At 67.0% G+C, this 12,696-nt stretch carries 13 protein-coding genes; 5 read left to right on the top strand and 8 right to left on the bottom strand.

The features are described from left to right. Positions 1 to 68: 68 nt before the first annotated feature. The 3 genes from hemB to KBY93_RS09820 all read left to right on the top strand — a co-directional run bounded on the left by hemB (position 69) and on the right by KBY93_RS09820 (position 4,004). Entirely contained in the window at positions 69 to 1,070 is a 1,002-nt protein-coding gene (gene hemB, locus KBY93_RS09830; protein WP_255094182.1) for a porphobilinogen synthase, read from the top strand. A gap of 82 nt (positions 1,071 to 1,152) precedes the next feature. Further along, positions 1,153 to 1,587, top strand: coding sequence for a VOC family protein (locus KBY93_RS09825; RefSeq protein WP_255094180.1), 435 nt, complete (start codon positions 1,153 to 1,155; stop codon positions 1,585 to 1,587). Next, a complete protein-coding gene (locus KBY93_RS09820; protein ID WP_255094179.1) occupies positions 1,584 to 4,004 on the top strand; it encodes an endonuclease MutS2 in 2,421 nt (806 codons plus the stop codon). The genes KBY93_RS09825 and KBY93_RS09820 overlap by 4 nt, the downstream gene beginning before the upstream one ends. A gap of 9 nt (positions 4,005 to 4,013) precedes the next feature. Here KBY93_RS09820 and KBY93_RS09815 read toward each other — a convergent pair whose 3' ends face one another. Then, positions 4,014 to 5,282: an ABC transporter ATP-binding protein gene (locus KBY93_RS09815; RefSeq protein ID WP_255094178.1), complete on the bottom strand. Its 1,269-nt coding sequence runs from the start codon at positions 5,280 to 5,282 to the stop codon at positions 4,014 to 4,016. 67 nt (positions 5,283 to 5,349) lie between these two features. Between KBY93_RS09815 and cgtA the strand changes: the two genes are divergently transcribed. Next, positions 5,350 to 6,342 carry an Obg family GTPase CgtA gene (gene cgtA / locus KBY93_RS09810; protein ID WP_255094177.1) on the top strand — a complete coding sequence of 331 codons (993 nt, stop codon included), beginning with the start codon at positions 5,350 to 5,352 and terminating at the stop codon, positions 6,340 to 6,342. Positions 6,343 to 6,441: 99 nt separating this feature from the next. On the opposite strand, the gene KBY93_RS09805 is transcribed toward cgtA, so the two are convergent. From KBY93_RS09805 to KBY93_RS09790, 4 genes are all read right to left on the bottom strand, one after another. Continuing rightward, the gene (locus KBY93_RS09805) at positions 6,442 to 6,660 is read right to left on the bottom strand and encodes a Calvin cycle protein CP12 (RefSeq protein ID WP_255094172.1); all 219 of its coding nucleotides are present in this window, start codon (positions 6,658 to 6,660) and stop codon (positions 6,442 to 6,444) included. 89 nt (positions 6,661 to 6,749) lie between these two features. Next, positions 6,750 to 8,690, bottom strand: a complete 1,941-nt coding sequence (gene abc-f / locus KBY93_RS09800; protein WP_255094171.1) for a ribosomal protection-like ABC-F family protein — start codon at positions 8,688 to 8,690, stop codon at positions 6,750 to 6,752. Then, complete coding sequence (locus tag KBY93_RS09795; protein WP_255094170.1) at positions 8,687 to 9,349, bottom strand: DUF2301 domain-containing membrane protein; 663 nt, start codon at positions 9,347 to 9,349, stop codon at positions 8,687 to 8,689. The genes abc-f and KBY93_RS09795 overlap by 4 nt, the downstream gene beginning before the upstream one ends. Continuing rightward, the gene (locus KBY93_RS09790; protein ID WP_255094169.1) at positions 9,346 to 10,317 is read right to left on the bottom strand and encodes a glutathione S-transferase C-terminal domain-containing protein; all 972 of its coding nucleotides are present in this window, start codon (positions 10,315 to 10,317) and stop codon (positions 9,346 to 9,348) included. Before KBY93_RS09790 ends, KBY93_RS09795 begins: the two co-directional genes overlap by 4 nt. A 91-nt stretch (positions 10,318 to 10,408) precedes the next feature. Here KBY93_RS09790 and KBY93_RS09785 point away from each other — a divergent pair, with 91 nt between their 5' ends. After that, the gene (locus KBY93_RS09785) at positions 10,409 to 11,347 is read left to right on the top strand and encodes an aspartoacylase (protein WP_255094168.1); all 939 of its coding nucleotides are present in this window, start codon (positions 10,409 to 10,411) and stop codon (positions 11,345 to 11,347) included. 11 nt (positions 11,348 to 11,358) lie between these two features. Here KBY93_RS09785 and KBY93_RS09780 read toward each other — a convergent pair whose 3' ends face one another. From KBY93_RS09780 to KBY93_RS09770, 3 genes are read right to left on the bottom strand one after another with little or no spacing between them, the layout of a single operon-like run. Continuing rightward, positions 11,359 to 11,781, bottom strand: a complete 423-nt coding sequence (locus tag KBY93_RS09780; protein ID WP_255094167.1) for a hypothetical protein — start codon at positions 11,779 to 11,781, stop codon at positions 11,359 to 11,361. A gap of 52 nt (positions 11,782 to 11,833) precedes the next feature. Further along, a complete protein-coding gene (locus KBY93_RS09775; RefSeq protein ID WP_255094165.1) occupies positions 11,834 to 12,163 on the bottom strand; it encodes a carbohydrate porin in 330 nt (109 codons plus the stop codon). 44 nt (positions 12,164 to 12,207) lie between these two features. Next, a complete protein-coding gene (locus tag KBY93_RS09770) occupies positions 12,208 to 12,345 on the bottom strand; it encodes a hypothetical protein (protein WP_255094163.1) in 138 nt (45 codons plus the stop codon). Positions 12,346 to 12,696 lie beyond the last annotated feature (351 nt).

Raw genomic sequence — 12,696 nt, 5'->3', positions numbered from 1 at the left:
CTCACGTTGTTTTTACAAGTTATTCTGAGCCTGTGGGGCTTTACGATCGAGATACCCATTCCGGTTGCATGGAACTCACCTACCGTCCGCGGCGCCTGCGCCGCACGCCAGCCCTCAGGGCCATGGTGCGCGAGTTCCAGCTCAGCCCCGCCGATTTCATCTACCCCCTGTTCGTGCATGAGGGGGCCAGCAACGAGCCGATCGCTGCCATGCCCGGTGCCCAGCGTTGGAGCCTGGACGGGCTGGTGGAGGAGGTTGGCCGTGCCTGGGATCTCGGCATCCGCTGTGTGGTGCTCTTTCCCAAGGTCGCCGACGGCCTCAAAACCGAGGACGGCGCTGAATGCTTCAACGAGGGTGGCCTGATCCCCCGCGCGATCCGGCGGCTCAAGCAGGACCATCCCGGCATGGCGATCATGACCGATGTGGCCCTTGACCCTTACTCCTGCGACGGTCATGACGGCATCGTCAGCTCTGAAGGCGTGGTGCTCAACGACGACACTGTCGCGATCCTCTGCCGCCAGGCGGTTGCCCAGGCCAGGGCAGGAGCTGATCTGATCGGCCCCAGCGACATGATGGATGGCCGTGTCGGCGCCATCCGCGAAGCCCTCGATGAGGAGGGTTTCGAGCACGTGGGGATCATCAGTTACACCGCCAAGTACGCCTCCGCGTATTACGGCCCCTTCCGTGAGGCCCTGGATTCCGCCCCGCGCACCGACTCCAGCAAGCCCATTCCCAAGGACAAGAGCACCTACCAGATGGATCCGGCCAATGGTCGGGAGTCGCTTACCGAAGCCCTGCTTGACGAACAGGAGGGGGCCGACATCTTGATGGTGAAGCCAGGCCTGGCCTACCTCGACATCATCCACCGCCTGCGCGGTGAAACCGAACTGCCGATCGCCGCCTACAACGTCAGTGGTGAATATTCCATGGTCAAGGCGGCCGCCGAGCGGGGCTGGATCGATGAGCGGGCTGTGGTGCTGGAAACCCTCCTCTGCTTCAAACGGGCCGGGGCCGATCTGATCCTCACGTATCACGCCTGTGAGGCAGCCCGCTGGTTGCGGGAAGGCTGAGCACGGCAGCGTGCAGAGACGCCGGACCAGCCCCGACGGGCCCACCGGCCGATCAGAATGGCGCCAGCGACAGGGATGGGCCATGGCCGTACAGCGACTGGGCCATGTGGCCGTGCAGGTGCAGGACATGGCCCGGGCCAAGGCCTTTTATGAGGCGCTCGGTCTGCGTGTCACCTGGGATGCCGACGACTGGGCCTATCTCCAGTCGCCCGAATCCGGCGATGGCATCGCCCTGCTCGCCCCCAGCTACCGCCAGGCCGGACCCCACTTCGCGTTCCATTTCGAGGACCGCGCCGGGGTGGATCAGGTCCATGCCCAGCTGGAGGCCTCAGGGCACCGGGTCGGGCCCATTCATGACCATCGCGACGGCACCGCCTCCTTTTATCTGCAGGATTCCGAGGGCAACTGGCTGGAGATGCTTTATGAGCCACCCGCCGGCATCGCCTCCAACACCGGCCAACCGGTGATGCCGCTCAAGGCGCGAGGGCAGGCCGCGCCAGGGCAGGAGCCGGTTTGAGCCCCTCCGCCACGACGGCGATTGCCGCCGAAACCCTCGAGCTGCTCGAGTGGGAGCGGCTGGGGCAGCACCTGGCCAGCTTCGCGAGCACCAGCGCCGGCGCTGCCCACTGCCGGGCCCTGCCCCTCGCTGATGATCGCGCCGAGAGTCTGCGCCTGCTCGCGGAAACCAGCGAGCTGCTTGACCTCGATGGCCTGATCGAGGGCGGGCTCAGCTTCCAGGGTGCCGCCGATCTCAGCGGCACCCTGCGCCACTGCGCCAAGGGAGGCACGGCCGGAGGCGAAGACCTGCTGGCGGTGGCCTCCACCCAGGCGGTGGCCCGACGCCTGCGCCGACAGATCGAGGCTCCCGAGCTTCGCCCCGTCTGCGGCCTGCTGATGCGCGATCTGCGCACACTGCCGGATTTGGAGCAGCGCCTGCGCTTCTGCCTGGAGGAGGGCGGCCGGGTGGCGGACCGCGCCAGCCCCGAGCTGGCCGGCGTGCGTCAGCAGCTCTCTGGCCTGCGTCAGCAGCGGCGGGATCGCCTCCAGGAGTTGATGCGCCGCCAGGGAGGGCTGCTGCAGGACAGCGTGATCTCCGAGCGCAATGGCCGCCCGGTGCTGGCAGTGAAGGTGACAGCTGCCTCCCAGTTGCCGGGGCTGGTGCATGACAGTTCCGCCTCGGGCAGCACGGTGTTCATCGAGCCGAAGGCCGTGATCACTCTCGGCAACCAGATCCGGGAGCTGGAAGGACGGGAGCGCCAGGAGGAATGGCGGGTGCTCTCCAGCCTCAGTGCCCTGGTGGCCGAAGAGGTGCCAGCCCTTGAGGAGCTGCACCGGGTGCTTTTGGCCCTCGACGTCGCCCTTGCCAGAGCCCGCTACGGCCGGTGGCTGGGTGCCGTGTGCCCAGAACTCTCCGCCGACCCTCAGGCGCCGGTTCTGCTGCGTGACCTGCGCCACCCGCTGCTGCTCTGGCAGGAGCACCGCGGCGGGGAGGCCACGGTGGTGCCCGTCACGGTGTCCGTGAGCGCGGAGTTGAGGGTGGTGGCGATCACCGGCCCCAACACCGGCGGCAAAACCGTGACCCTCAAGAGTGTTGGCCTGGCTGCCTTGATGGCGCGGGCCGGGCTGTTCCTGCCCTGCTCCGGCACTCCTCAACTGCCCTGGTGCTCCCTGGTGCTGGCCGACATCGGTGATGAGCAGTCGTTGCAGCAGAACCTCTCCACCTTCAGCGGCCACGTCCGTCGCATCGCCCGCATCCTCGAAGCGCTGGACGCCCCCCCGTCGTCGCCTGGAGCCACTCTGGTGCTGCTGGATGAGGTGGGTGCCGGCACCGATCCCACCGAAGGCACAGCCCTGGCGATCGCCCTGCTGCGCCACCTGGCGGAGCGGGCCCGACTCACCATCGCCACCACCCACTTCGGTGAACTCAAGGCGCTCAAGTACGCCGACAGTCGCTTCGAGAATGCCTCGGTGGCCTTTGACAGCGACACCCTCTCCCCCACGTATCACCTGCAATGGGGCATCCCTGGCCGCAGCAACGCCCTGGCGATTGCCAAGCGGCTGGGGCTGGATTCGGCGGTGATCGCCGAGGCCAACAGCCTGCTCGCGCCCCGGGGCGAGGGGGAATTGAATCAGGTGATCCGGGGCCTCGAAGATCAGCGCCGCCGCCAGCAGGAGGCAGCAGAGGAGGCGGCGGCCCTCCTGGCGCGCACCGAACTGCTGCATGAGGAGTTGCTGCAGCGCTGGCAGCAGCAGCAGGAGCAGTCGGTGGAACTGCAGGAGCAGCGGCGTCAGGCACTGGAACACTCGATCCGCGACGGGCAGCAGGAGGTGCGCCGGATCATCCGGCGCCTGCGCCAGGGCGGTGGCGATGGCGAGCGAGCACGCCAGGCGGGCATGCGGCTCAAGCAGCTCCAGCTGGAGCACACCCCCCAGCCCCAGCGCCGGGCCACCAGCGGCTGGCGGCCGGTGGTGGGGGAGCGCATTCGCCTGCTTTCCCTGGGCAAGGCGGCCCAGGTGCTGGCGATCAGCGCCGATGGCCGCGAACTGAGCTTGCGCTGCGGCGTGCTGCGGCTGCAGGTGGATCTCTCCGGCATTGAGAGCCTGCAGGGGGAGAAGCCCGCTCCGCCAGAGCCGGCTCAGCCGGTGATCGAGGTGCGCGCCAGCGGGCGCCACCTGGGCGGCTCAGGCCCCCAGGTGCGCGGCGAACGCAACACCGTCGATGTGCGCGGTATGCGGGTGCATGAGGCGGAAGCCGCTGTGGAGGAGCAACTGCGTAACGCCAATGGCCCGCTCTGGGTGATCCATGGCATCGGTACGGGCAAGCTCAAACGCGGCCTGCGCCAGTGGCTGGCCACCGTGCCCTGGGTGGAGCGGGTCAGCGATGCCGAGCGTGGCGATGGCGGCCAGGGCTGCAGCGTGATCTGGCCGAAATGAGGCGTCGCCTCAACCCAGTTCCGGCAACACCACCTCCATCTCGTCCTGGTGTCCCTTGGCGCCGCCCTTCACAGGCATGGGCTCGAACCTGGGCAAAGCCTCGCCGTCGGCCTCGAAGAAGCGCCATCCCTGAGGATCGATCTCCAGGTGGATCCTCTGACCTGCCTTCAGGCGCTGGTCAGGGTCCGTGCGCACCTGAATCAGATGGCTGCCATCGATCAGGCGGCAGCTGATCAGCAGTTCGTTACCCAGGGCCTCGAGATGGGTGACTTCCGCCGCCAGGTTGCGGTTGGTGGCGGGCGCCAGCTTGAAGTGCTCCGCTCGCAGCCCGGCTGTGAGACTGCCGCCCCCACCACCACCGGCGCGGGCTTCGAGGGCGAGGGCCATCTCCCCTTCCACCAGAAACCGACGACCGGCGAGCTGTACCTGATCGGCTCCGACCTGCTCCACAGGCAGCAGGTTCATGGGCGGGCTGCCGATGAACTGCGCCACGAACAGGTTGGCGGGATGCTGGTAGAGCTCCATCGGCGTTCCCAGTTGCTGGAGCCGTCCCTGGTTCAGTACGGCGATGCGGTGGCCCATGGTCATCGCCTCCACCTGGTCATGGGTGACGTAGAGGGTGGTGATGCCCAGCTCCCGCTGCAGCGCCACGATCTGGGCCCTCGTGCCGGTGCGCAGCTTGGCGTCGAGGTTGCTGAGCGGTTCATCCATCAGGAACACCTTCGGCTGACGGGCGATGGCCCGGCCCAGGGCCACCCGCTGCTTCTGGCCGCCGGAGAGTTCCTTGGGCAGACGCTCAAGCAGCGGGGTGAGCTCCAGTTGCTCGGCCACAGCCTTGATCCGCTCCTCAATCCGCCGCTCCCGCTCGGACGGGACCCGCAGCCTGGCGGGCAGGCGCCGCGTGAACTTGTGAAGTCCGTCCTGCAGCTGCTGGACGGTGTTTCTGGGCCGGCTGCGCCGCAGCCCGAAGCCGATGTTGTCGGCCACGCTCAGGTGGGGGTACAGGGCGTAGCTCTGAAACACCATCGCCACATCGCGCTGGGCCGGCCGTAAGCCGCTCACGGCGCGCTCCCCCACCCGGATCTCACCGCTGCTGGGAGTTTCCAGGCCCGCCAGGATGCGCAGCAGGGTGCTTTTGCCGCAGCCGGAGGGACCCACCAGCACCAGGAATTCACCGTCGTGCACGGTCAGATCCAGCTGCCGCAGCACCTCCACCGGTGCACTCCCCCGCCGGGGAGGGAAGGTCTTGCTGACCTTCTGGAAGCGCACCTCAGCCAAGATCAGCCCTCTGACCGGCCGATCCTAGGGTTGGTGATCCATCTGGCCCAGTCCCTGCGGTCTTCCCTTGCAGTTCATTGATCAAGCCCGCATCGCGGTCCAGGGCGGCCGTGGCGGAGATGGCATCGTCGCTTTCCGACGTGAAAAGTATGTGCCCGCCGGTGGCCCCTCCGGCGGTGACGGCGGCAATGGCGGCACAGTGTGGCTCGAGGCCGATCCGAACCTGCAGACCCTGCTCGACTTCAAATACAAGCGGTTGTTCGAGGCCCCGGAAGGTCGCCGCGGAGGCCCTAACAAACGCAGTGGTGCCAGCGGCGACGACCTGGTTATCCGGGTGCCCTGCGGCACCGAGGTGCGTCTGCAGGAGAGCGAGCAGTTGCTCGGTGACCTCACCGAACCCGGCGACCGGCTGCGGGTGGCGGCCGGGGGCCGCGGCGGCCTCGGCAATGCCCACTACCTCAGCAACCGCAACAGGGCGCCGGAGAAATGCACCGAAGGCAAGGACGGTGAGGAGCGCCAGCTCCAACTGGAGCTCAAGCTGCTGGCTGAGGTGGGCATCATCGGCTTGCCTAATGCCGGTAAGAGCACCTTGATCAGCGTGCTCTCCGCCGCCAAGCCCAAGATCGCCGACTATCCCTTCACCACCCTGGTGCCCAACCTGGGGGTGGTCCGCCGCCCGAGTGGCGATGGCACCGTCTTCGCGGATATCCCCGGCCTGATCGCCGGCGCTGCCCAGGGAGCCGGTCTGGGCCACGACTTCCTGCGTCACATCGAGCGCACCCGCCTGCTGGTGCATCTGGTGGATGCCTCCAGCGCCGATGTCACCATTGACCTGGCAGTGGTGGAGCAGGAGCTGGTGGCTTACGGCCATGGCCTCGATCAGCGCCCCAGGATCCTGGCCCTAAACAAAAGTGAGCTGCTGCTGCCCGATCAGCTTGAGGCAGCCCGTGCCGCCCTGGCTGCTCTCTGGGGCGGCGAGGTGCTGCTGATCTCGGCAGCCACCAACTGGGGCCTTGATGGACTGCTTGCTGAGGTCTGGAAAGAACTGGGAATCCAGTGAATGCCAGGAGACCAGCATGGGGTTCCATCAAAAAACCCCCGCTCAGGGGGGTGATGTCCGCATTTCAACGGTCTGGAGACCAGGAGGACGAGAGGCTGGTCAGTCGTCGTAGACCCGGCACTCGGGAGCCTCGGGGTTGAGATCGCAATAGACCTCAAGTGAATTGGGATCGTGATCGTCTTCGGGGTGATGCGATTTGTATTCCTCGAGCGACTTGAGCTCGTCTTCAAGGTGGCGGACTTTCGCCACGTTGCCGACGGCCTTCGCCGTTTCGATTTCGATCTGATCCTTGCGGATGTGCTCGTCGATGGAAGTCATAGGAAGGCCGGCCTTCGGCTACCGGGGCTTATCGGGTCCACCATACGGGGCGCCTCCCGGGCTCTGGGGGCAATGTGATCCAGAGCTGATCAAGCTCCCAGCTCACTGAGCTCCAGCCAGCGCTCCTCACCGCGCTCGATGCGCTCCAGCAACGCGGCCAGGTCGTGGGTGAGGCTCTCGAGACGGGAGTAATCGCCGCCTGCTCCGACTGACAGCTCCTGCTCCAGCTGCGTCCGTTGCGCTTCCCACTCCGGCAGCGACCGCTCCAGCTCCTCCAGTTCCCGGCTTTGCTTGAAGCTGCGCCGCCTGGTATCTGGGGTCACCGACCCTTTGAGGGCCGCTGCCGAGGATCTTGATGGAGTAGCTGCCATCGGCTTGCTCGCTCCGGCCCCTGCTGCCGTCCGTTCCAGGTAGGCGCTGTAGTTGCCCTCATGACGCCTGAGCTCACCGGCTTCGAAGCAGAACAACCGGTCCACGGTGCGATCGAGGAAGTAGCGGTCGTGGGAGACAACCACCACACAGCCGCGGAAATCCTCCAGGAAGTCTTCGAGCACCGTGAGGGTGTGCACGTCGAGGTCGTTGGTGGGCTCATCGAGCAGGAGCACATTTGGGGCGCTGATCAGCAGCCTGCAGAGGTACAGCCGCCGCCGTTCGCCGCCGGAGAGTCGCCCGATCGGGCTGTGCTGCTGGGCAGGGGGGAACAAAAACCGCTCCAGTAGCTGGGAGGCGCTGACGGCCACTCCATCGACCTCGATGCGGCTGGCCTCCTCCTGCACGTAGTCGATCAGTTTGCGCTCCAGCCCCCGGCCGCTGGAAAGTCCCTCGGCCTGCTGATCGAAGTAGGCCAGCCGCACCGTGCTCCCCAGCTCCAGACGTCCCTGCTGGGGTTGGCGGCGGCCAGCAATCAGATCGAGCAAGGTCGACTTTCCTGAGCCGTTGGCCCCGATGATCCCCACCCGGTCTTCGGGACTGAAGTCGTAGCTGAAATCGCGCAGCAGGGGGCGGCCAGTTTCTGGCGCCCCGTTGGCAGGGACGGGGCCCGGTTCGGCCCACACGCTGAGATGCTCAGCCGTGATCGCCTTCTTGCCGAGACGGCGATGGGCGCTGACCAGGCTGAGCTGCCCCTTGCTCTGGCGCTTCGGGGCCTCCTGCATCGCCTCGATCCGCTGGATCCGGGCCTTCTGCTTGGTGCTGCGGGCCTGGGGACCGCGGCGCAGCCACTCAAGCTCCCGCCGCAGGGCACCCTTGAACTTCGTGGCGCTGGCGGCTTCGATCGCCTCTTCTTCGGACTTGGTCTGCAGGTAGGTGGCGTAGTTACCGGGATAGCTTCGGGCCACGCCTCGGTCCACCTCGACGATGCGGCGGGCAACCCGGTCGAGCACGTAGCGGTCGTGGGTGATCAGCACCAGGGCACCGGGGAAGCGCTCCAGCTGCCCCTGCAGCCATTCGATGCACAGGGCGTCGAGGTGGTTGGTGGGTTCATCGAGTAGAAGCACATCGGGTTCAGCCACCAGGGCCGCCGCCAGGGCCAGCCGCTTGCGGAATCCGCCGGAGAGCTCCCCCACCCGCCGGTGCACGTCGCTGATGCCCAGGCGCTCGAGCACCTCATGGCACTGCTGCTCCAGGCTCCATGCGTTGGCCTGGTCCATGCGCGCCTGCAGATCGCTGAGCTTCCCGAGCAGGGCCTGATTCCCGGGGTCGTTCGCCAGGTCCTGGCTCACTTCGGTGAAGCGGCGCAGCAGCGCCATTTTCTCGCCGCTGTCCTCGAACACCTGCTCCAGGACGGTGCGCTCGGGATCAAGATCCGGCTCCTGGGCCACCATCACCACCTTCAGCCGTCCGGAGCAGCGCCGCTCCCCTTCCCCCGGAGGCTCCAGGCCTGCCAGCAACCTCAGCAGGGTCGATTTGCCGGCGCCATTGGGGCCGATCAGCCCCAGACGGTCGCCCTCCTGCAGATGCAGGTTGAGGTCTTCAAAGAGGGTGCGAAGGCCGAAGTCCTTGCTGACCCCCACCAGGCTGATCAGGGTCACGCTTGCGAGGGAGGCCTCTGGCTCTCCAGATAAGCAAAGACGCTCTTGTCGCCCACATCGGCGGCGGCCTGCATCGGGAATTTGCGCAGGGTCAGGATCAGCAGCAGCGCCGCCTCGATGGACAACAGGGTGAAGGTGGAGCGGTCATCGAGCAGGCCCACCAGGCGGCCCAGCAGCGCCACCGGCAGCAACAGGGTCACCCCGATCGCTTCGGGCCGCTGGAAGCAGAAGAATTCCTTGAAGCCCACCCCCGCCAGGGCCGCGAAGAACGGCCCCACAGCCCAGATCCAGCGGGAGTCTGCCGCCAGGGTTTCGAGCATGGCGTCCTGTCCCGAGAGCAGGGCCAGGGCCACCCCGCCGGCACAGCCCAGCAACCAGAACAGCTGCAGGGCGCGGTGCAGCGGCCGCAGGTAGATGTGAATCCAGCGCAGGGCCAGCCCCAGTCCCACGGCCATCAGCACCAGCCACGGCCAGAGACCCTGGCTGCCCCATAGCGCCCACTGCAGCAGCAGCCCCGCCTGGGCCAGGGCCAACCCCAGCAGGGCCAGGCGGTAGCCAAGCACCTCGCGCCGGTCGAGGGACGTGATCGTGAACGGTCCATAGACGCCCTCGAACACTGGATCGTCAGGGCTGCCCTCGTTCTGGGATCGATCGGTCATGGCTGGGGTCGCGAGGGAGCTGGGCCTGCCACCAGTGTGGCCAGATCCGCCCCTGCCGGAACGATCCCTGATGGGTGGAGGGGAAAGAGGGCCCCGAAGTAGTCGCTGCGCCATGACTGGGCAAAGCAGGTGGCCGCCACCCCGGGGAGGGCATGGAGTCGGGCGCGCCAGCTCATCAGGGCAGGGAAGCTCCAGAGGGGGCGGCGGCTGCAGCCGAACAGGGGGGCATAGACCAGCTCCAGGCGGATCAGGGTCGGAAAGAGCACCACATCCGCCAGGGTGAGCCGCTCACCGCACAGCCAGGGACCTCCCTGCTCCAGGGCTGTCTCCGCCGCCTCCAGGCTGGCGAACAGTTCAGCTTCGGCCCGGTCGTAGGCGGCCTGGGTGCGTGCGAAACCGCAGCGGTAGACCCCATCGTTCACCGTCCCCTGCAGCCGCTGCCGCCAGTGGCTGATAGCCTCCGCCTGCTCCTCTGGCAGCAGATCCGGAGCCCCCTCTGGGGCGGGCCAGCGGTTGAGCAGTTCGATCAGCCGGGCGCTTTCGTTCACAAGGATCCGGCGGCCGGGGCGGTCGTAGAGGGCGGGCACCGTGGCACGGGCTTTCGGGTCACCGCCACTGCGCCTGTAGAGCTCCACCAGGGCGTCTGCCCCCTCATAGGGGGTGTCGAAGCGCCAGCGGCCCGCTTTTGGATCGGGTTCCACCACCACCAGCTCCAGGCTGGCGGCGAGCTGGCGCAGGCTCCACACCAGCCAGGCCCGGTGGGCCCAGGGGCAGCTGCGCCCCACGATCAGCCCATGGACGCCAGCTGTGGCGGCAGTGGCAGGCAATTCTGGGGTGGCGGCGAAGGCGCTTTCAGGCCGCCGGTAGTTCCCGGCGGCGTCGGCTGGGCCCAGGCCCTTCATCAGCTGGCGCCACTGGCATCGCCAGGCAGCACGCACGCCGGCGACCAGCGGGGGAGGAACGGCCATGGCAGGGTTCAGCGCTGCCTCCGACTCTGGCCCGCAGCGGCCTCACGCTGCGCCAGGCTGGCGGCAAATATGTTCCGCAGGAGGCGTTGCAATGGGCGCGGCACAGGTTCTGGTGGTGGCCGGCACCCATGGCAATGAGCGCAACGCCCCCTGGCTGCTGGAGCACTGGCTGGCTCACCCCGGCGCCCTCGATAGCTCCGGCCTTGGGCTGCAGCTGGTGATCGGCAATCCAGCAGCTTTCGCGGCAGGACGTCGCTACCTCGATCGCGACCTGAACCGCTCGTTCACCAGCGTCCTGCTCGAGGCCCCTGGACCAGCTGATCGGGAGGTGCAGCGGGCCCGTGAGCTGCTGGCCCTGCACGGGCCAGCCGGAACCCAGCCCTGTGCCCTGGTGCTTGATCTGCACAGCACAACCGCCGCCATGGGCAATTCCCTGGTGGTGTATGGGCGGCGGCCAGCGGATCTGGCTCTGGCGGCGGGCATCCAGGCGTTGCTTGGCCTGCCGATCTATCTGCATGAGGACGATGCCAACCAACAGGGGTTTCTGCTGGAACGCTGGCCCTGTGGCCTTGTGATCGAGGTGGGTCCGGTACCGCAGGGGGTGGTCAACTCCGCTATCTGCCATCAGACCCAGCGGGCCCTGGAGGCGGCCCTGATGGTCCTGGCCTCAGCAAGGCGTGGTGATCTGGTCCTGCCCCGGGGGCTCACGGTGCACCGCCACCTGGGCAGCCTTGATCTGCCGCGGCACCCCGATGGACGCCCGGCCGCTTGCCTGCATCCGCTGCGACAGCATCGCGACTGGCAAGCGATCCGCCCCGGCGATCCCCTCTTCGTCACAGCAGGCGGTGAAACCCTCGGTTATGAGTCCGCCGATCCTGGACCGCTCTGGCCGGTATTCATCAACGAAGCGGCCTACGGGGAGAAGGGCATCGCCCTCAGCCTCACCAGACGAGAACGCTGGCCATGCGAGTCAGCCTGGGCAGAGGGCCTGCAGCAGCTAGCGAAACCGCTGATTGCTGCACCTGGTTGAGCGGCCAGCGCTCAGATGGCCGGCCCGCCTGGGTCAGGCTCAGCCGTTGGTGTCTGCAGGGGGCTCTTCTCCGCAGGCCGGGGGGCACCGTTGTAGATCAGCTTCACAACGGAGCGTCCATCGGCTGAAACTTCGATTTCGCTTTCGGCCGTTGGAGCCAGCCCGAGGATCTGCCAGCCCGGAGGCCCCCCCAGGAAGCGGAAGATGTAGCCATTGGTATCGCCCTTGACCAGGCAGGCGCCACCACCACGGTTGTACATGCAGGCGTCAGGCCTGTAGACAGTCAGGCCACCATTCAGCCGTTCGGCGTACATGCGGGCCACATTGGTGGCCCGCTGGCGGGTGAAGGGGAAGAGCTCGTAGCTGTCCTGGGCCACGGATGGTCTGGCCGCCAGGAGTGCGAGGCAGGCCGTGAGAGCAAGAAATGGGCGCATGCCAACCACGATGGATCAGGTGTGCTCGGCTCAGGGGCGGGGCGTGTTCAGATCAGCCACAGGCCCAGGTCCCCTGCTCCTTGGTGCAGGGAAGATCGGTCGAGCTGCCATCGGCCCAGTAGATCCGCAGGCGGTCGTCCTGGCTGTCCATTCGGAAAGTCAGCGACTTGACCACACCTGCAGGGGGGTTGCCGGAGGGGTCAGCGGGATCGGGGCGCGCCGGACTCGCCAGGCGCTGTTCGATCTGCTGGAGCCGTTGCTCCAGCTGCTCCAAGCGTTGACTCTCCTTCGAAGGGGAACTGGGACAGCCGGCAAGACCCAGGGCAAGCAGTGCCAGGCCTCCAGCAAGAAGTGGTCTTGAGGGGCGTGAACGCAAGGGCATCTCGGCGGCAGACCTGATGGGATTCCGCACAACTAGCAAGACCGTCAGGCGTTGACCAGACGCTCGCTCCAGTAAATGACTGCCCCGAGGCTCTCCAGATGAAGACGGCGCCTACGCACCTGGTTCACGGGCAGGGTTTCGGTGGAGCGGTTACCGCCCAGATCCCAGCAGATCAGGACCATGGGATCACCTCGATGAAAAGTGCTGAAGAAAACCTTAAGCCTGTTTGGTGTGCGTCGGTACGGATTCCTCGAGGAATGTCGTGAGGGCGACACATGGCCGGGCCAATCGGGGTCCCACTCAAAAGCCGCCTGCCGCTAGTGTGCCGTCCCGGAAATAACCTCTAGAATGCGGAGTATCTCCCGAGGTGCTCCGTGGCGCTTGGTCGTCCGATGCCACCGCTGGTCCTCAGCGATGGCGAGGTTCAGCAACTGCAGGCCATCGCCAGCTCTCGCTCGCTCCCGCATTCGATCGTGCAGCGCGCCCAGATCGTCCTGGCCTGCGGTGCTGGCGAAACCAACACGTCCATCGCC

Source organism: Synechococcus sp. J7-Johnson, from assembly GCF_024345795.1.
Lineage (GTDB): Bacteria > Cyanobacteriota > Cyanobacteriia > PCC-6307 > Cyanobiaceae > Regnicoccus_A.
Note: the sequence above shows the minus strand (reverse complement) of the source record. Positions and strands in the feature narration are given on the sequence as shown.